General features: G+C 64.5%; 13 protein-coding genes, 1 tRNA gene and 2 pseudogenes. 10 read left to right on the top strand and 6 right to left on the bottom strand.

Annotation, left to right across the window (positions count from 1 at the left end; translation table 11 throughout):
- Positions 1-20: 20 nt before the first annotated feature.
- Positions 21-1,289, top strand: a complete 1,269-nt coding sequence (locus JHW40_RS15380; RefSeq protein ID WP_090616801.1) for an NAD(P)/FAD-dependent oxidoreductase — start codon at positions 21-23, stop codon at positions 1,287-1,289.
- 21 nt (positions 1,290-1,310) lie between these two features.
- Here the strand turns inward: JHW40_RS15380 and JHW40_RS15375 are convergent, their stop codons facing one another.
- Positions 1,311-2,204 carry a LysR family transcriptional regulator gene (locus JHW40_RS15375; RefSeq protein ID WP_090616802.1) on the bottom strand — a complete coding sequence of 298 codons (894 nt, stop codon included), beginning with the start codon at positions 2,202-2,204 and terminating at the stop codon, positions 1,311-1,313.
- A 115-nt stretch (positions 2,205-2,319) separates the two neighbouring features.
- Between JHW40_RS15375 and xdhA the strand changes: the two genes are divergently transcribed.
- From xdhA to guaD, 4 genes are read left to right on the top strand one after another with little or no spacing between them, the layout of a single operon-like run.
- Positions 2,320-3,771: a xanthine dehydrogenase small subunit gene (xdhA, locus tag JHW40_RS15370; protein ID WP_090616803.1), complete on the top strand. Its 1,452-nt coding sequence runs from the start codon at positions 2,320-2,322 to the stop codon at positions 3,769-3,771.
- 2 nt (positions 3,772-3,773) lie between these two features.
- Entirely contained in the window at positions 3,774-6,095 is a 2,322-nt protein-coding gene (gene xdhB, locus JHW40_RS15365) for a xanthine dehydrogenase molybdopterin binding subunit (protein WP_090616804.1), read from the top strand.
- Positions 6,092-6,832: a xanthine dehydrogenase accessory protein XdhC gene (xdhC, locus tag JHW40_RS15360; protein WP_090616805.1), complete on the top strand. Its 741-nt coding sequence runs from the start codon at positions 6,092-6,094 to the stop codon at positions 6,830-6,832. Before xdhB ends, xdhC begins: the two co-directional genes overlap by 4 nt.
- Entirely contained in the window at positions 6,820-8,100 is a 1,281-nt protein-coding gene (guaD, locus tag JHW40_RS15355) for a guanine deaminase (RefSeq protein WP_090616806.1), read from the top strand. The genes xdhC and guaD overlap by 13 nt, the downstream gene beginning before the upstream one ends.
- A 127-nt stretch (positions 8,101-8,227) precedes the next feature.
- Here the strand turns inward: guaD and JHW40_RS15350 are convergent, their stop codons facing one another.
- The 4 genes and pseudogenes from JHW40_RS15350 to gltX form a co-directional block, all read right to left on the bottom strand.
- Positions 8,228-9,460, bottom strand: coding sequence for a hypothetical protein (locus tag JHW40_RS15350; protein WP_272849002.1), 1,233 nt, complete (start codon positions 9,458-9,460; stop codon positions 8,228-8,230).
- A 68-nt stretch (positions 9,461-9,528) separates the two neighbouring features.
- Positions 9,529-10,462 (bottom strand): annotated as a pseudogene (locus tag JHW40_RS15345) (IS5 family transposase).
- A gap of 391 nt (positions 10,463-10,853) precedes the next feature.
- A tRNA-Met gene (locus tag JHW40_RS15340) sits at positions 10,854-10,930 on the bottom strand.
- A gap of 194 nt (positions 10,931-11,124) precedes the next feature.
- A complete protein-coding gene (gene gltX, locus JHW40_RS15335; protein WP_090617847.1) occupies positions 11,125-12,450 on the bottom strand; it encodes a glutamate--tRNA ligase in 1,326 nt (441 codons plus the stop codon).
- Positions 12,451-12,528: 78 nt separating this feature from the next.
- Between gltX and JHW40_RS15330 the strand changes: the two genes are divergently transcribed.
- The 3 genes from JHW40_RS15330 (at position 12,529) to JHW40_RS15320 (ending at position 16,031) form a co-directional block, all read left to right on the top strand.
- A complete protein-coding gene (locus JHW40_RS15330) occupies positions 12,529-12,936 on the top strand; it encodes a metallopeptidase family protein (RefSeq protein WP_090617849.1) in 408 nt (135 codons plus the stop codon).
- Positions 12,933-13,886 (top strand): 1-phosphofructokinase family hexose kinase, encoded by a 954-nt coding sequence (locus JHW40_RS15325; protein ID WP_090617851.1) that lies wholly within the window; start codon positions 12,933-12,935, stop codon positions 13,884-13,886. The genes JHW40_RS15330 and JHW40_RS15325 overlap by 4 nt, the downstream gene beginning before the upstream one ends.
- A 156-nt stretch (positions 13,887-14,042) precedes the next feature.
- A complete protein-coding gene (locus tag JHW40_RS15320) occupies positions 14,043-16,031 on the top strand; it encodes a TonB-dependent receptor domain-containing protein (protein WP_090617853.1) in 1,989 nt (662 codons plus the stop codon).
- A 111-nt stretch (positions 16,032-16,142) separates the two neighbouring features.
- Here the strand turns inward: JHW40_RS15320 and JHW40_RS15315 are convergent, their stop codons facing one another.
- A complete protein-coding gene (locus JHW40_RS15315; protein WP_090617855.1) occupies positions 16,143-16,466 on the bottom strand; it encodes a DUF6280 family protein in 324 nt (107 codons plus the stop codon).
- Positions 16,467-16,828: 362 nt separating this feature from the next.
- Between JHW40_RS15315 and efp the strand changes: the two genes are divergently transcribed.
- Both efp and JHW40_RS24050 read left to right on the top strand, forming a co-directional pair.
- On the top strand, positions 16,829-17,392 hold the full coding sequence (gene efp, locus JHW40_RS15310; protein WP_090617857.1) for an elongation factor P: 564 nt from the start codon (positions 16,829-16,831) through the stop codon (positions 17,390-17,392).
- Positions 17,393-17,575: 183 nt separating this feature from the next.
- Positions 17,576-18,296 (top strand): annotated as a pseudogene (locus JHW40_RS24050) (phage terminase large subunit family protein); the annotation flags it as partial.
- Between the last annotated feature and the right edge of the window lie 26 nt (positions 18,297-18,322).

The following is an 18,322-nucleotide window of genomic DNA, read 5'->3' as shown; positions in this document are numbered from 1 at the left end:
ACAGGAATGCGGGATAGGCCATGAAACATCGGGTCGTCGTCATTGGGGCAGGCTTTGCCGGTTTGCAGACCGTTCTGGGCCTGAAGGGCGCGGATTGCGACATCACGCTGATCGACCAGCGCAACCACCACCTTTTCCAGCCTCTGCTGTATCAGGTCGCCACGACGTTGCTGGCGACCTCGGACATTGCCTGGCCGATCCGGGCGCTGCTGCGCGACCGCAGGGACGTGACCACGTTGCTGGGCACGGTCGAAGGCGTGGATCGCGGCGCGCGAGAGGTGATCCTGCGCACCGGCCAGCGGATCGCATATGATACGCTGGTGGTCGCGACCGGCGCGCGGCACGCCTATTTCGGCAAGGACGCGTGGGAGGCCGACGCGCCGGGGCTGAAGACGCTGGAGGATGCGACCACCATCCGCCGCCGCATGCTGCTGGCCTTCGAGCGGGCCGAACTGACCGAGGACATGGCCGAACGGCAGGCGCTGCTGACCTTCGCCGTGATCGGGGCCGGGCCGACCGGGGTCGAGCTGGTCGGCATCATCGCCGAACTGGCCCATCGCATCCTGCCGCGCGAATTCCGCCGCACCGATACCCGCAAGGCCCGCGTGCTGCTGATCGAGGCCGGGCCGCGCATCCTGCCCGCCTTCAGCGAGAGTCTGTCACAATATGCGGCAGGCGCGTTGACCCGGCGCGGGGTTCAGGTGATGACCGGCCATCCGGTCACCGAATGCGATTCGACCGGCATCGTCGTCGATGGCGCGCTGATCCCCGCCCGCACCACCATCTGGGCCGCCGGGGTGCAGGCATCACGCGCCAAGGACTGGCTGGGGGCCGAGGCCGACCGCGCGGGCCGGGTGATCGTCAGCGATCATCTGACCCTGCCGGACGATCCGGCGATCTTCGTGCTGGGCGATACGGCGCATGTCATGTCTGGCGGCAAGGACGTGCCGGGCGTCGCGCCCGCCGCCAAGCAGCAGGGCAACCATGCCGCGCGCACGATCCTGTCGCGGCTGCGGGGCAAGCCCGCGCCCGCGCCGTTCCGTTACCGCCATATGGGCAATCTGGCGACGATCGGGCGCAATGCGGCGGTGATCGAATATGGCCGCTTCAGGATGCGCGGCTGGCTGGCGTGGTGGGTCTGGGGCATCGCCCATATCTATTTCCTGATCGGTGCGCGGTCGCGACTGTTCGTCTCGCTCAGCTGGTTGTGGGTGTTCCTGTCGGGGCAGAACTCGGCCCGGCTGATCACCCAGAAAGAGACGCTGAAAGACGAGAAGCAGGACAAATAGCGCCCGGTTAATGGCCCCCCTTCAGAAGAACCGCTTGAGTTCCCGCACCGCCATATCGGCGAACATGCGCACCTTGGGATCCTGCAAGCGGCGATGCGGCGTCAGGCAGCCGAATTGCGCGACCTCGGGCGGAGTCTGCGGCAGGACCTGAACCAGACGGCCCTCGCGAATATCCTCGTCCACTTCATACAGCGGGCGGTTGGCGATGCCGTGACCGTTCAGTGCCCATTGCCGCAGCACATCGCCGTCATCGGTGTCATAGCGGCCCTTGACCATCATCTTCTGCGGCCCGTCGGGGGTTTGCAGCACCCAGAAATATTCCGGGCTGCGCGGATAGCGCAGCAGCAGGCAGTTGTGATCGGCCAGATCGCCGGGGCCTGACGGCGTGCCGTGCCGTTCCAGATAATCGGGCGAGGCGACCAGCAGCCGCGGGCAATCCGCGATCTTGCGCCATTTCAGTGCGGAATCGGCGGGCTGACCCAGAAAGAAGGCCAGGTCGATGGCGTCCTCGACGATGTTGATGCTGCGATCCGACAACCGCAGCCGGATGTCGATGCCGGGGTTTTCCTCGCAGAAGGGCGGGATCAGCGGCGCGATCAGTCGCCTGCCCAGCCCCAGCGGCGCGGTCAGCCGAATCACCCCCTGCGGCTTGCCCGAGAAACTGCTGACCATCGCCTCGGCCTCGTCCAACGTGTCGATGACGCGGCGGGCATGGTCATAGAAGCTGCGGCCGATCTCGGTCGGGGTCAGTTTCCGGGTGGTGCGGTTCAGCAGACGGACGCCGAAACGCTGCTCCAGATCCTTGACGCGGTTCGAGGCAACGGCGGGGGACAGCCGCAAATCCCGGCCCCCGGCCGTGATAGAGCCCAGTTCGACGACGCGGACGAACACGCGCAGGCTTTCCAGATAGGACATGGCAATGGGTCGCTTTCAATGATTTATGTAAAGTCTTCCGTGTCAGAAGTGATTTCGCAATGACTTTTTCCGGCTTACCCTGTCGTTGAACGGGTTCACAGCCACAAGGAACGCCATGATGCCCAGCCTGCAATTTCTGCTGAACGGTCAGGATGTCCGGCTGACCGAGGTCGGCGCCTCGGAAACCCTGCTGGATTTCCTGCGCATCAACCGCCGCCTGACCGGCACCAAGGAAGGCTGCGCCGAGGGCGATTGCGGCGCCTGCACGGTCATGCTGGGACGGCTGACGGATGCCGGGCTGATCTATGAGCCGATCAATGCCTGCATCCGCTTTCTGGCATCCTGCCACGGCTGCCATATCGTCACCATCGAACATCTGAAGGGACCGGAAGGCGAGCTGCACCCGATCCAGCAGGCGATGGTGGAAAACCACGGCAGCCAATGCGGGTTCTGCACGCCGGGCATCGTGATGGCGCTTTATGGGCTGTGGATGACACAGCCGGATGCCGGCGTCACCGATATCGAGAACGCGCTGCAAGGCAATCTGTGCCGCTGCACCGGATACGAGCCGATCATCAACGCCGCATTGGCCGCAGGCCGCGCGGGCGGGCAGGCGATGGACGCGCTGGCCGCGGAACGCGAGACGGTGGCGGCCAGGCTGCGCGACATGCGGGGCGGCCGGGTCGAGCTGTCCAAGGGCGGCGAACGCGCCGTCATTCCCGCCGATACCGACGATCTGGCCGCGGTGCTGGAGGAAAACCCCAAGGCGACCATTGTTGCCGGTGCCACCGATGTCGGGCTGTGGGTGACCAAGTTCCTGCGCGACATCTCTCCTGCGGTGTTCATCGGCCATCTGATGAAGGACGTGACCGTCACCGGGGACGAGATGCGTCTGGGCGCGGGCGTGACCTATTCCGAGGCCGCGCCGCTGTTTCGCCAGCATCTGCCGCAGGCTTACGATTACCTGCTGCGGATCGCGGGCTGGCAGGTGCGCAATATGGGCACGATCGGCGCGAATATCGCCAATGGCTCGCCCATTGGGGACATGCCGCCCTTGCTGATCGCGCTTGGCGCGCGGATCGTGCTGCGCAAGGGCGCGGCGCGGCGTGAAATCGCGCTGGAGGATTTCTTCATCGATTACGGCAAGCAGGACCGCGCGCCGGGTGAATTCGTGGAAACCGTCATCATCCCCACGCGGTCCGATGCGAAAATCGCCGCCTACAAGGTCAGCAAACGCCGCCACAGCGACATCACCGCCGTCGCCACCGGCTTTTGCGTCAGCGTTGAAAATGGTATCATCACCGATGCTCGTGTGGCCTTCGGCGGCATGGCCGCCACGCCGAAACGCGCTGGCAAAGCCGAGGCCGCGCTGACCGGCCAGCCTTTCACCGCCGACAGTTTCGACGCGGCGGCGCGGGCCGTGGCTGATGATTTCCAGCCGTTGTCCGACTGGCGGGCCAGTGCCGATTATCGCCGGACGGTGGCGGCCAACCTTTTCCGCCGCTTCTGGCTGGAACAATCCGAACCCGATCTGCCCGTGCGGCTGCAATATGCGGTGGGAGAATGACCATGAAGGACGAAACCACCATCCGGGGCCTTGCCCATACCGACACGATCCACGATTCCGCCATCAAGCAGGTGCAGGGCAGGGCGGATTACACCGACGACCTGACCGAGCCGCATGGCTTGCTGCATGCCTGTCTGGGCCTGTCGCAATGCGCCCATGGCCGGATCGTCCGCATGGATCTGGACGCGGTGCGCGCCGCGCCGGGCGTGATCGACGTGATGACCGCCACCGACATTCCGGGCGACAACGATGTGTCGGCCAATGGCAAGCATGACGACCCGATCTTTGCCGATGGGGTGGTGCTGTTCTGGGGTCAGCCGGTCTTTGCCGTGATCGCCGAGACCCGCGATCAGGCTCGCCGCGCCGCCCATAAGGCCAGGATCGAATACGAGGCGCTGCCCCATGCGCTGGACCCGATCGCGGCGCGTGACGCGGGCATGGGCTATGTGACCGAACCGCTGACCCTGCGCCGGGGTGATGCCTCGGCGGCGATGGAAGCCGCGCCGCGCCGCATCAAGGGACGTTTCGGCATCGGCGGGCAGGATCACTTCTATCTGGAGGGCCAGATCGCGATGGCCGTGCCGGGCGAGGATGATGACGTGGTCATCAACGTCTCGACCCAGCACCCGTCCGAGGTGCAGCATGTCGTGGCCCATGTGCTGGGTGTGCCCAACCATTCGGTGGTGGTGAATGTGCGCCGCATGGGCGGTGGGTTCGGCGGCAAGGAAACGCAGATGAACCTGTTTGCCGCCGTCGCCGCCATGGCCGCCCGGAAATGGGGCCGCGCGGTCAAGATCCGTCCCGACCGCGATGACGACATGACCGCCACCGGCAAGCGCCACGATTTCGTCGTGGATTACGAGGTCGGCTTTGACGACGATGGCCGGATTCTGGCGGTCGAGGGTGACTGGTATGCCCGTTGCGGCTTTTCCTCGGACCTGTCGGGGCCGGTGACGGACCGGGCGCTGTTCCATGCCGACAACGCCTATTATTACCCGGATGTGCGCGTCAGTTCGCATCCGATGAAGACCAATACCGTCAGCAATACCGCCTTTCGCGGCTTCGGCGGCCCGCAGGGCGTGATCGTCGCCGAACGCATCACCGAGGAAATCGCCTATGCGCTTGGCCGCGACCCGCTGGAAATCCGCAAGCTGAACCTTTACCAGAACGGGCAGCTGACCCCCTATCATCAAGAGGTCAACGACCAGATCCTGCCCCGCATCTTTCAGGAGATCGAGGCCTCCAGCGATTATCACGCGCGCCGTCAGGCGGTGCTGGACTGGAATGCGAAGGGCGGGGTGATCCGCAAGGGCATCGCGCTGACCCCGGTGAAATTCGGCATCAGCTTTACCGCGACATGGTTCAATCAGGCGGGCTCGCTGATCCATATCTACTCCGACGGGTCCATCGCGCTGAATCATGGCGGCACCGAGATGGGGCAGGGGCTGAACACCAAGGTGGCGCAGGTCGTGGCCGAGGCGTTCCAATGCGACATCTCGCGGATCAAGATCACCCGCACCACGACGGAAAAGGTGCCCAATACCTCGGCCACGGCGGCCTCTTCGGGGACCGACCTCAACGGCATGGCGGCGCTGGACGCGGCCGAACAGATCAAGGCGCGGCTGATCGACTTCGTCGCCGAACGCTGGCAGGCCCCGCGCGAGGACGTGAAATTCGTCCCCGGCCATATCCGCGTGGGCGACCGCGATATCCCGTGGGCCGAGGTGATCAACGCCGCCTATATGGCGCGCATCCACCTGTCGGCGGCGGGCTTCTACAAGACGCCCAAGATCCACTGGGACCGCGCGACCGGGCGCGGCAGGCCCTTCTATTACTACGCCTATGGCGCGGCGGTGTCCGAAGTGTCGGTCGATACGCTGACCGGCGAATATGTGATCGACCGTGCCGACGTGATCCATGACGTCGGGCGCAGCCTGAACCCGGCCATCGACAAGGGCCAGGTCGAGGGCGCCTTCGTGCAGGGCGCGGGCTGGCTGACCTGCGAGGAACTCTGGTGGGACGACAAGGGCCGCCTGCGCACCCACGCGCCCTCGACCTACAAGATCCCGCTGGCTTCGGACAAGCCGCGCATCTTCAACGTAAAACTGGCCGACTGGTCGGAAAACAGCGAACGCACCATCAAGCGCTCCAAGGCGGTCGGAGAGCCACCCTTCATGCTGGGCATCAGCGTGTTCGAGGCAATCAATATGGCGGTGGCGTCCTTCGGCGACTATCGTGAACCGGCCCGTCTGGACGCCCCGGCCACGCCCGAACGCGTGCTGATGGCGATCGAGGCCCATCGTCAGGAACCGGGGCGAAAATGATCCGTGTGCGGGTCATATCGGCCCGCGGGTCCACCCCGCGAGAGGCCGGCGCCGAAATGTTCGTCGGCCCCACCCGCGTCGAGGGCACCATCGGCGGCGGTCAGCTGGAATACATGGCCATCGACCGCGCCCGGCAGATGCTGGCCTCGGACGAGGCCGAGGCCGAAATGGACATCCCCCTCGGCCCCGAGATCGGCCAGTGCTGCGGGGGCAGGGTGGTCCTTGCGCTGGACCGTCGCGGCCCCACGCCGCAACAGCATCCCGATGTGCTGGTCTTCGGTGCGGGCCATGTCGGTCGGGCGCTGGCGCTGGCCTTGCAGCCACTGCCGGTCAATGTCTCCCTCATCGACGGCAGGGCCGAGGAACTGGCCCGCGCCGCCCCCGGCATCACCACGAAACTGACGCCCTTGCCCGAAGCCGATATCCGCGCCGCCCGCCCCGGCAGCGCCGTGGTGATCCTGACCCACGACCACGCGCTGGATTTCCTGCTGGCCGCCGAGGCGCTTGCCCGCGACGATCTCGCCTATATCGGCATGATCGGCAGCGCCACCAAACGCGCCCAGTTCACCCGCTTCGCCCGCGCGCGCGGCATCGATTCCACGCCGCTGATCTGCCCCATCGGCGCAGGGTTCAGCAGCGACAAACGCCCGGCGGTCATCGCCGCCTTCGCCGCCGCCGAACTGATCGCGCGGCTGACTGACATATCTTTGGTGAATAAATATCCATGCAACAGCTGATCCGGGGCCGCATTCTCGGCTTTCACGCCGACCCCACCGATACCGACGACAACCACCTCTATCTCGAGGACGGCGCCATCCTGATCGAAGGTGGCCGCATCCTCGCGGTGGACGATTACGCGAAACTCGCCCGGCCCGGCCTGCCGGAAATCGACCACCGCCCGCATCTGATCCTGCCGGGCTTCATCGACACCCATATCCACTTCCCGCAGGTGCAGGTGATCGCCAGCTGGGGCGCGCAGCTTCTGGACTGGCTGAACACCTATACCTTCCCCGAGGAAGCCCGCTTTGCCCAGCAGGGCCATGCCCCGGCCATGGCCGATGCTTTCTTGAACCTGCTGACGGCGCATGGCACCACCACCGCCGTCGCCTTCTGCTCGGTCCATCCGCAATCGGCTGACGCTCTGTTCACCGCTGCCCATGCCCGCAACATGGCGATGGTCGCGGGCAAGGTGATGATGGACCGCAACGCCCCGCCCGAGGTTCTGGACACGCCGCAGCAGGGTTATGACGACAGCAAGGCGCTGATCGCCCGCTGGCACGGCAAGGGCCGCCAGCGTTACGCGATCACCCCGCGTTTCGCCATCACCTCGACCCCCGAACAGATGGAGATGGCGGGCCAACTGGTCCGCGAACACCCCGATTGCCATATCCAGACCCATCTGTCGGAAAACCGCGACGAGATCGATTTCACCCTCAGCCTTTACCCGCAGGCGCGCGACTATCTGGATATCTACGAAAGCTATGGCCTGCTGGGCGACCGGATCCTTCTGGGCCATTCGATCCACCTCGAGCCGCGCGAGATCGCCCGCATGGCCGAGACCGGCAGCCATCCGGTCTTCTGCCCGACCTCGAACCTGTTCCTTGGCTCGGGCCTGTTCGACAAGGCCGGTCTGCGCGCCGCGGGCATCACCAGCGGCATCGCCACAGATGTCGGCGGCGGCACCAGCTATTCGATGCTGCAAACGCTGAACGAGGGCTACAAGATCCTGCAACTGCGCGGCCAGAAGCTGACGGCCCTGTCGGCCTTCCACTGGATCACCCGCGGCAATGCGAAGGTTCTGGGGATGGAGGATCAGATCGGCACCCTTGCCCCTGGCTCCATGGCCGATCTGGTGGTTCTGGACAGCCGCGCCACCCCGGCCATGGCCCTGCGTTCCGACCGGGCCGAGACGCTGGCCGAAGAGCTGTTCATCCTCCAGATCATGGGCGACGACCGCAGCATCGCGCAGACCTATGTCGCGGGGGTGGCGATGAAAACGGTGTGATGCGCCAGCCAGAAGCCAGAAAAAGGAATAGAGTGCGCAAAAGCAAGCAATAGCGTGCGCAAGCCCGGTCAAGGAAAATCGACGCTGGGGTGGCGATAATTCGCTTACCTGCTGAATTTTTGTGGTTTTATATACCTGCTGACGCCACACCTTGCAGGAGCGGACCGGTTTCGCTCTTGCGATAGATGCGCACGCACCCGTCGACCGGCGCGATGCCGAAGCCCTCCAGTCGCTGGTCGAGCGCGTCCCAGGACAGTCTATGTGCCAGAGCAAGCCGGCGAAAGCTGACGAAACTCTCATGAAAGGCTGCGACCTGCTCTGGGGTCAGCATGATCCGGTCCTTGCGTCCGGTTTCGCGTTTGGCAATTTCAGCGGGCGAATGGCCCTTCCTGAAGAAGCTCAGAATCTCGCTGAAGGTCAACCCCTGCGACAGGGCAAACATCTCCGCCGAAATCTCGCCGCCGTCATGGCCGGACAGATTCACAAGGATCGACGCAAATCCCGACCGCTTCAGATGCCGCCCGACCCATGGCAGCCGGGCGTCCCTGATCCTTTCGACGATCTGGGCTGGAGAGCATCCAAGGTGAACGGCTGCCTGTTCGAGAGGCATCCATTCCGGGGCCAGACGGCCAACCTGCTGAGCCCCCAGAAGCAGCTGCTCGACGATCCCCTGACCTGCAAACACATCCCAGCCCCGATCGTTTTCGCACCGCGCCTCATCAGGAATGCCGCAGCCAGCCAGGTCCTGGAACAGGTCCGGGCTGAGCGACAAGCACTCACAGAACTGGCCGTCGGTCAGCTGGGCCGTCAGGTCGGACAGGGCTGATTTCGCCTTCCTGGCATCGAACAGCGCCCAATCGTCCGGCTTGCGGCGCGAGAACTCGGACAGGTCGGGCCCCAGTTTGTCCCGAAGGGCAGTTGCCTCCACCCGCAAAAGGCGGGCCATGGCACCGACCGAATAATGCCGGCGCTCAAAAACAGGTTCGCCGAGCAGTTCGTCTCCCGGACCGAGCGGCCAGGTTGTGCTGACATGATCCCGCAACAACTGACGGAAGGGGCGAAGGGATTCCGGAACGGCATCACCCGCCAGCAAGGAATGGAGCCCGCCGAACACCCGCTTCTGCCCGTTCCCTGGAGACCAGGCCTCCTGATGCTCGACGAGAAATCCGCGAATGGCCCCCTCGCCAGCCCGCGCCAGGCGAAACCCCAGATCCGCGTGATCAGGGGCGGCTGGGGTCCAGGCCGGGCGCCGCCCCCTCTCGCGTCCTTCGATCAGACGTCCAAGAGCAGCATAGAACGCCGCCGCGGCCTGCAAGCCAAATTGGTCAAGCCAGTTCGAGTGCTGCTTTTCTTGCGACAACCGCCCATGCACCCGACATTGTTGCAGAAGTCGTTTTCAGGACATAATGCCGCTTTTCCCGGCTGAGTTCATGCCACGCGTTCGATCTGGGCGGTGCCGAGGGCATTGAAGCGGTTCATCAGGGCCACGCGGATGTGGATCTTGGCTGTCTGACGGTCGGGGTCCCTCGAGGCGATCCGCTCGCCGAAGGATTTCAGGTTCCTCATCCGGGCCTCGACCCGGCTGCGGACATGGTCGCCGGACCATCTTTTCCAAATCGTCCGGCCGAGACGCCGGGTTGCCCTCAGGATGTCGTTGCGGGCCAGGGCAGCGGGGCAATCTTCTTTCCAGAGGCGGCCATTTCTGCGGATGGGAATAATCCCTGTGCCACCGCGCGCGAGGATCGCCGAATGGCAACGGCGGGTATCCTGCGGCGCCATCACCGGTAACGGTGCCGATTTCCTCGTCTTCCGGGATCTGGTCCAGAAGATCAGGGAGAACGGGGCTGTCGCCCTCACGGCTGGAGGTGAATTCCACCGCCCGGATGTCGCCGGTCGCCGTGTCCATCGCCAGATGGACCTTGCGGTACTGGCGCCGGCGGTGGGTGCCATGCTTCCTCGCCAGCCACTCTCCGTCACCCAGGAACTTGATCCCGGTGCTATCCACCCGCAGGTTCAGAGCGCCCGGAGCCCGGCGCGACGAAAGCTGGACCGTGATTGTCTTCTGGCGGCGGCTGAGCGTGGAGAAGTCCGGGACCGGCCAGTCCAGACCAGCCATCTCAAGGATGCTGGCGACCAGTCCGGTCGTTTGCCGAAGCGGCAGGCCGAAGAGCACCTTCATCATCAGGCAGAACTGGATGGTGGCGTCGGAGAAGACCGGCGGACGTCCGGGCTTGCCTGCCTTCGGCGCAGGCCAGTCCATGTCCCGGTCCAGCCAGACGAGCAGAGATCCGCGCCGCTTCAGCGCGTCGTTATAGGATTGCCAGTTGGTCGTACCGTAGCGGGCAGGTTCGGGCTTGCTCATGGCAGGCTCTTAACCCACCAGATTCACGCCGTGAATCCCGGATGATGATCAGTTCTGCAACAACGCCACCTCATGGACGGAATCCGGCTTTCGCTCATCGTGGCGAACAGTCTGCGCTGCCGCTGGGATTGATGGACTCACGTTCCACGATCTGCGCGGCACGGCTGTAACACGGCTTGCTGTCGCCAGTTGCACGACACCTGAGATTGCGACTCTGACGGGCCACAGTCTCAAACAGGTCGAGGCCATTCTGGATTCCCATTATCTGAGCCGCGATTCGGCACTGGGATTGTCGGCTATTCGGAAACGTGAAGCATATGAGGGAGCAACAAAGACTCCCAACTGTTCTATGGTGCTAGGCACCTTAACCGGGAAAACGCTTCAAGATCAATGGTAGCGGAGGAGGGACTTGAACCCCCGACACGCGGATTATGATTCCGCTGCTCTAACCAACTGAGCTACTCCGCCACGGGTGAGGGGCGATGTAAGGGCTGCGGGCAGGGGCGTCAAGCGGTTTTCTGAACCTTTTCCGAACAAGAATGTAGGTGACGGCGAAACAGGCTACTCATGCGGCGTTCGGCGGCGTGGGGCCAGCCGTGCCAGGGGCCTGAATCATGGGCATGCCCCTGGCTGGAAAAGGTCCGCAGGTGGCGCGCAGCAGGTCAGCCGCGGGCGCGGACGACCTGCAGCAGTGGCATTACCTCGCCCATGTCGGGGCCGTGCGCCTGGCCGGTCAGCGCCTTGCGCAGCGGCATGAACAGACCCTTGCCCTTGCGGCCGGTCGCCTCTTTGACCTTCGTGGTGAACTCGGCCCAGCTGGCGTCGGTATAGGGCGGCGGGGGCAGCAGCGTCATTGCCTCGGCGATGAAATCGGCGTCCTCGGGGTCGATCTGCGGCTCGGCCCCTTCGCTGAAGATCGTCCACCAGCCCGCCAGATCGTCCAGCCGGGTGATGTTCTGCGAGGCCACGCGCCAGAAGCGTTCGGCCAGATCGTTCGGCACGCCAAGGGCTGCGATGCGGTCCTGCACGGCGTCGAAGGGCAGCGCCTGGTTGCGTTCGCGGGTCAGCGGCCACAGATCCTCGGCGTCGAAGCGGGTGGGCGAGGCGCCGAATTGCGACAGATCGAACCCCTCGGCCAGATCGTCGAGGCTGGTCTTGAGCTCGACCGGCTGGCTGGAGCCCAGACGCGCCATCATCGACAGCAGCGCCTCGGGGGCGACGCCTGCCTCGCGCAGGTCGCGGATCGACAGCGCGCCAAGCCGCTTGGACAGTTCCTCGCCCTTCGCACCGGTCAGCAGGCTGTGATGGGCAAAAGCCGGCGGCGTGCCGCCAAGCGCGCGGATGATCTGGATCTGGGTCGCGGTATTGGTCACATGGTCGGCACCCCGAACGATATGGGTCACGCCCATATCGGTATCATCAACCGATGAAGCAAAGGTATACAGCACCTGCCCATCGGCACGGATCAGCACCGGATCGCTGACCGAAGCCGCGTCGATCGAGATGTCGCCCAGAATCCCGTCCATCCATTCGATCCGTTCCAGATCCAGCCGGAACCGCCAGTAACCCTCGCGCCCCTCGGCCCGCAGCTTGTCCTTTTCCGCATCCGACAGGTTCAGCCCGGCGCGGTCATAGACCGGCGGACGCCCCATGTTCAGCTGCTTCTTGCGTTTCAGGTCCAGCTCGGTCGGGGTCTCGAACACCTCATAGAGGCGCCCGGCAGCACGCAGTCCGTCGGCGGCTTGCGCGTAACGGTCCAGCCGCAGCGACTGACGCTCTTCGCGGTCCCAGTGCAAGCCCAGCCAGTCCAGATCACGCTTGATGCCATCGACATATTCCTGCTTCGAACGCTCTCGGTCGGTATCGTCGAGGCGCAGGATGAAGGTGCCGCCCGCCTTGCGTGCGATCAGATAGTTGAACAATGCCGTGCGCAGGTTGCCGACATGGATGTGGCCGGTGGGTGACGGAGCAAAGCGGGTGATGGTCATCGGAGGTCTCCTGTTGGGGTTGCTCTTTCATATGCGGCGATTTTTGTCCATATCAGGCTGCATATGCAGGAGATGCGGATGAAAGATTTGAACGCGCTGACCGCCCCCGACGCCGCCGAGCTGGAAAACATGGCGCGCGCCGCCCTGCAGGCCCTGCCCGCCGAATTCGCCCCTCTGGCCGCCGATGTGGCGATCCGGGTGGCTGAATTCGCCCCCGAAGAGATTCTGGACGAATTGCAGATCGACGATCCGTTCGAGCTGACCGGGCTTTACGACGGCATCCCGGTGACGGAAAAATCGGTGATGGACCAGCCTGGCGGCCCGGATATCGTCTGGCTGTATCGCCGTCCGCTGCTGGATGAATGGGTGGCGCGGGGCGATGTGGCGCTTGGCGATCTGGTCGGCCATGTGGTCACGCATGAACTGGCGCATCATTTCGGCTGGTCCGACGCCGATATCGCCAGCATTGACCGGTGGTGGGAATGACCGCGCAGCAGCCGGTCCTGACGGTCACGCTGAATCCGGCCCTCGATCTGTCCACCTCGGCCGATGAGGTGCGCCCCGATCTGAAGCTGCGCTGCGACAAGCCGGTGGTCGAGCCGGGCGGCGGCGGAATCAATGTCAGCCGCGCGATCAAGATTCTGGGCGGGCAATCCACCGCCATGGTCGCGCTTGGCGGCACCACGGGCACCCGCATCGCCGAGATGCTGAAATCCGACGGGCTGTCGGTCGTGCGCCTGACCGCCCCGGGCGAGACCCGGCAATCGCTGGCGGTCAACGACCGGGCGACCGGCGGGCAGTATCGTTTCGTGCTGCCGGGGCCGGAATGGCACCGGGCGCATGTGGCCGACATGACCTCGGCCATCGCGGAATCGGCGCGGGCGGGCGGCTGGGTGGTGGTGTCGGGATCGAACCCGCCGGGCGTGCCGGACGGGTTCGAGCAGATGCTGACGGTGCGGCTGAAGGACAGCTCGGCCCGGCTGATCGTCGATACCTCGGGCGAGGCTTTGCGGGTTCTGTCGGGTTCCTCCACCCCGGTCGATGTGCTGCGCATGGACAGCCACGAGGCCGAGGGGCTGGCCGGTCGCCCCCTGCCATTGCGCAGCGACAGCGCGGCTTTCGCAGCTGGGTTGGTGCAGAACGGTGCGGCGAAATCGGTGATCGTGGCGCGGGGCGCCGATGGCTCGGTCATTGCCGGGCCGGACGGCGCCTGGCATGCCGAGGCCGCAAAGGTCAAGGTCGTCAGCGCGGTCGGCGCGGGCGACAGCTTCGTGGCGGGCTTCGTGCTGGCGGCGGCGCGCGGCTGGCCGGTCCCGGATGCGCTGGCGCTGGGAACCGCGGCAGCGGCGGCGGCGGTGATGACCCCCGCCACCGATCTGTGTCACGCCGATGATGTCGAACGCTTCTATGCCGCGCGGGTCGTCACCCGGCTGTAGCCAGCCCCCATGTCACCGCGAGTCCACAGCCTTGGGACGCAATGTCGTCAAGGCGTCATTGCGCTTCACTCGCAACCCGCGGCAGCGTAAGAAAGACGCTGTTGGGGTGCCAGCCGCATGCAAGCCTTCCCGCTTTTGTTGACAGGAGCTTGTACCATGCGATCCCGCAGATATGTCGCCTTGCTGGGCGGCACCGCTATTCTATTCCCGCTTCTCGCCGCTGCACAGGACGCCGCCCCGGTCGTTCTGGACACGATCAGCGTCGAAAGCAAACGCGAGGTCGAAACCGACACCGCCATCCCCATTTCGCGCATCGACCAGCGCGAAATCGACGACCGTCAGGCCAGTACCGTGGCGGAACTGATCGATTCCGTCCCCGGCGTCTCGCTGATGAACGGCAACACGCCCGGCGGATCGGGCATCAACATCCGCGGCTTTGGCGCGACCGGATCCTATGGCACCGACCAGATGGTGATGATCCAGGTCGATGGCGCCACGCAGGGTTCCGAGGAACTCTATCGTATCGGCACCCAGCTTTATACCGATCCGTCGCTGTACAAGGAAATCGACGTCCAGCGCGGCACCGTGGGCAGTTTCGAATATGGCTCGGGCGTGGTCGGCGGTCTGGTGCGGCTGCGCACCAAGGATGCCTCGGACTTCACCGGCGGCCAGATCGGCTGGGCCGGGCGGCAGACCTTTGAATTCACCAGCAATGGCGACGGGATCACCTCGTCCTCGATCCTTGCATGGCAGCCGACCGAGGATCTGGAGTTTCTGGCGCAATATGTGAAGCGCAAGCAGGACCGTCAGGATGACGGCGCCGGCAACGATCTGGGGGCAGAGCCGTTCGACCTGCCGTCCTATATGGTCAAGGGCAAGTTCACCTTTGGCGCCGCGCGCGACCAGTCGCTGACGCTGTCCTATAACGATACGCAAATCTCCGAGCGCGACATGCCCTATGACCAGTTCGGGCTGGGCGGTGGCATGTTCGGCAACGTGGATCGCGATATCGACACCCGCACCACGGTACTGGAATACGACTATAATCCCGACAATCCGCTGATCCATGTCGTGGCCAACCTCAGCTATGCCGATCAGAAGATCGACAGCAGCTATATCCCGGGCAGTTCGCCCCTGGGTGACATTCCGATGATCACCGAGCTGCTGAACGCCGATCACCGCTATGAGACCACCAAGCTGACGATCAAGAACACCGCCGACTTCGCCACCGGCGCCTTCCGTCACGACCTGCGCACCGGGATCGAGTTCATCCACAAGGAGCGCGCCGAGGCCAATTCCGCGCCCGGCGGCAAGGATCGCCGCATCGCGGTCTTTGCGGTCGATGACATCACCTCGGGCGGCTGGACGATCTCTCCGGCGCTGCGATACGAGACGCAGGAACTGACCCGTTCGGGCGATGCGACCTCGGCCAACCCGACCAGATATGACAACGATGCGGTCATGGGCGGTCTGTCGCTGCGCTATGCCTTCGGCAATGGCATTTCGGTCTTTGCCAGCGCCGCCTATACCGAGAACCTGCCGATCCTCGACGATTTCGACACGCCCGGCTATATGAACCAGCCGCAAAAGGCGCGGACCTGGGAAGTCGGCGCGGCCTATGAGCGCGGCGACCTGTTCTCGGGCGGCGACCGGTTGGCGGTGAAGGCGAACCTCTATCGGACGGATGTCTGGGACGTGACCTCCTATTCCAACGTGACCGATGTGTCGATGAAGGGGCTGGAGATCGAATCCTCCTATGTGATGGCCAACGGCTTTTATGCCGACCTGAACGCCAATATCACCGAGGGCGATCAGATCGGTGTGGCGGGTCCGCAATACTGGACCAACGCCCCCACCGACCGGCTGCGCCTGACGTTGGGTCAGCACCTGACCGAAGAGCTGGACCTGAGCTGGGAGGCCATCGCCTCGGCCCGCATGGATCGCGTCAACACGGGCGTGGATGAACGCGCGGGCAATGTCGTCCACAACATCCGCGCCACCTATCGTCCGCAATCGGGCGTGCTGCAGGGCGCGGAAGTGCGGGTCGGCATCGAAAATGTGTTCGACAAGGAATATCAGAACTGGCTGGCCACGCGCAACGCGCCGGGCCGCAATGTCAAGCTGACGCTGGCGAAAAGCTTCTGATCCCGTTTCGACACCAAGGGGGCCGGTCCGCGTGACCGGCCCCTTTTCCTTGCCGGTCAAAACGAAAAAAGCCGCCCCCGGGGCGGCCATTTCGCGATGCCGGGGCAGCGATCAGGCGGCTTCGGCCTCTGCCTCGGCGGCCATGCGGCGTTCGCTTTCCTCGCGCGACAGGGCGACCGAGGTCCGCACGCCTTTCGACACGAACTCCATCAGTCCTTTCACCACACGCTCATTGGGGTCGATGCCCGCGCAGGACAGCACCTCGCGCCCATCGCGCGACCGCGCCCAACGCGCAATCTGCTCGGGGCCGTTGCCATATTTCTTGTCGTCTGCAATAGCATCATCCAGCGCAGCCAGCACCACGGCCGCAAACAGCTTGCGGGCGCGTTGCCCCTGTTCGAAATTGAAAGCCGAGCCGTCAACAAAATCGCGCATATCATTCGTCCTGGTTCAATCCCCGCGATACAGACACGGGAAAAGCGGGAAGGCTTGACGCCATCCCTTGTTTATTCATTCCGTTTCTTCGACGGTGTCGCATGCAATAGCGATGAACGCGCCGATTCGGTATTCCCTGCACCGCATGTCTGCCATGCTCTATATGCATGCCATGCAAAAATCAGGTGAAATCTGCCTTACTGACACCAAATTTACTGCTCCCACCCGCCAGGGCCTGCCTTGACAACGCGGGAAACGTGTTCTGGTTGCCAGTTACCGCAGCCCCGGATATAGGGTCGCGGCAACGCCGTTCAACCTTTGGGACGGCGACATCCTTCATCTTTTTCCCAAGGTCTGTCCCCATGCCCAAGATCAACGGCAACGAAATCCGCCCCGGCAACGTGCTGGAACATGACGGGGGCCTGTGGGCCGCCGTGAAGGTCAGCCATGTCAAACCCGGCAAGGGTGGTGCCTTCGCCCAGGTCGAACTGAAGAACCTGCGCGACGGTCGCAAGCTGAACGAACGCTTTCGCAGCGAAGACAAGGTCGAGCGGGTCCGTCTGGACCAGAAGGACCAGCAATTCCTGTATGAATCCGATGGCAAGCTGGTCTTCATGGACAGCGAGACCTTCGAGCAGACCGAGCTTGACTCGGACCTGCTGGGCGAGCGTCGCCCCTTCCTGCAGGACGGCATGACCGCCACCATCGAGTATTACGGCGAAGAGGCCCTGTCGGTGTCGATCCCGCAAAAGGTCATCTGCAAGGTCGCCGAGACCGAGCCGGTGGTGAAAGGCCAGACCGCCGCCAACAGCTACAAGCCCGCGATTCTGGACAACGGCGTGCGCATCATGATCCCGCCCTTCGTCGGCGAGGGCGAGGACATCGTGGTCAACACCGAACAGTTCGAGTACAGCGAACGCGCCTGACCTCAGGCGATTGCGACGCTGCACCCAATCCAACGCCCCGGCCCGACCGGGGCGTTGTCATTCCGTGACACCAGATCACCTCCCGCCCTGGCCATCGCCCCGCGGTCCCGTCTCGTGGCTGCATCTTCCGGGTCCATCTTGGCAAGAGCAAGGGTGTGAGGAGATCACTGTGGGCGTTTGCCAATGGCGACGATTGAAACCATCCGCCGCGAAGCGCTGCGCGCCCTGTTGCCGTCGCCCAGGCTGCGCCTGTCCGACTGGATCGAGCGCGAGGTGCAGCTGCCCGAGGGCGTCAGTGCGCAGCCCGGCCCGGTCCGCCTGTGGCCGTTCCAGCGCGAGATTGCCGACGCCATCGGAGATCCGCTGATTGAGCGGGTGACGCTGGTCAAGCCGGTGCGCGTCGGCTTCACCACCTTGCTGATCTCGGCTGTCGCCAGCTTCGTTGCCAACGATCCCGCACCCATTCTCTGCCTGCTGCCCGCCGAGGCCGATTGCCGCGATTACATGGTCTCAGATGTGGAGCCGATCTTTGCCGCCTCGCCTGCTGTCGCGGCGCGTCCCCGGCGGATCGCTCAAGGTGGTGGCCGCGAAGGCCCCCCGGAACCTGCGGCGACACAACGTCCGCCTGCTGTTCATCGACGAAGCGGACGGCATGGAGGCCACCGCCGAAGGCTCGCCCATCGTGCTGGCCGAACGCCGCACTCTGTCGTTCCCGGATCGCAAGATCGTTTTCGGATCGACCCCGGTGCATGAGGATGCCAGCCACGTTCTGCGTGCCTATGCCCAGTCCGATCAGCGCATCTTCGAGGTGCCTTGCCCGGAATGCGGCACCTTCTCGGAAATCACATGGGACGCGATCACATGGGACGAAGGCGCGCCGGAATCGGCCCGCTGGCGCTGCCCGCATTGCGCCGCCGAGATCGAGGAACG

This window comes from Paracoccus alcaliphilus, assembly GCF_028553725.1.
GTDB classification, from domain to species: Bacteria; Pseudomonadota; Alphaproteobacteria; order Rhodobacterales; family Rhodobacteraceae; genus Paracoccus; species Paracoccus alcaliphilus.
Note: the sequence above shows the minus strand (reverse complement) of the source record. Positions and strands in the feature narration are given on the sequence as shown.

Excerpts from the sequence above, each read along its gene's own strand:
- gltX (WP_090617847.1), bottom strand. The coding sequence starts at position 12,450 with ATGACCATCACCCGCTTTGCTCCGTCACCCACCGGCCACATCCATGTC.
- efp (WP_090617857.1), top strand. The coding sequence starts at position 16,829 with ATGCCCAAGATCAACGGCAACGAAATCCGCCCCGGCAACGTGCTGGAA.
- xdhB (WP_090616804.1), top strand. The coding sequence starts at position 3,774 with ATGAAGGACGAAACCACCATCCGGGGCCTTGCCCATACCGACACGATC.
- JHW40_RS15330 (WP_090617849.1), top strand. The coding sequence starts at position 12,529 with ATGAAAGATTTGAACGCGCTGACCGCCCCCGACGCCGCCGAGCTGGAA.
- xdhA (WP_090616803.1), top strand. The coding sequence starts at position 2,320 with ATGATGCCCAGCCTGCAATTTCTGCTGAACGGTCAGGATGTCCGGCTG.
- JHW40_RS15375 (WP_090616802.1), bottom strand. The coding sequence starts at position 2,204 with ATGTCCTATCTGGAAAGCCTGCGCGTGTTCGTCCGCGTCGTCGAACTG.
- JHW40_RS15380 (WP_090616801.1), top strand. The coding sequence starts at position 21 with ATGAAACATCGGGTCGTCGTCATTGGGGCAGGCTTTGCCGGTTTGCAG.
- JHW40_RS15315 (WP_090617855.1), bottom strand. The coding sequence starts at position 16,466 with ATGCGCGATTTTGTTGACGGCTCGGCTTTCAATTTCGAACAGGGGCAA.
- JHW40_RS15325 (WP_090617851.1), top strand. The coding sequence starts at position 12,933 with ATGACCGCGCAGCAGCCGGTCCTGACGGTCACGCTGAATCCGGCCCTC.
- xdhC (WP_090616805.1), top strand. The coding sequence starts at position 6,092 with ATGATCCGTGTGCGGGTCATATCGGCCCGCGGGTCCACCCCGCGAGAG.
- guaD (WP_090616806.1), top strand. The coding sequence starts at position 6,820 with ATGCAACAGCTGATCCGGGGCCGCATTCTCGGCTTTCACGCCGACCCC.
- JHW40_RS15320 (WP_090617853.1), top strand. The coding sequence starts at position 14,043 with ATGCGATCCCGCAGATATGTCGCCTTGCTGGGCGGCACCGCTATTCTA.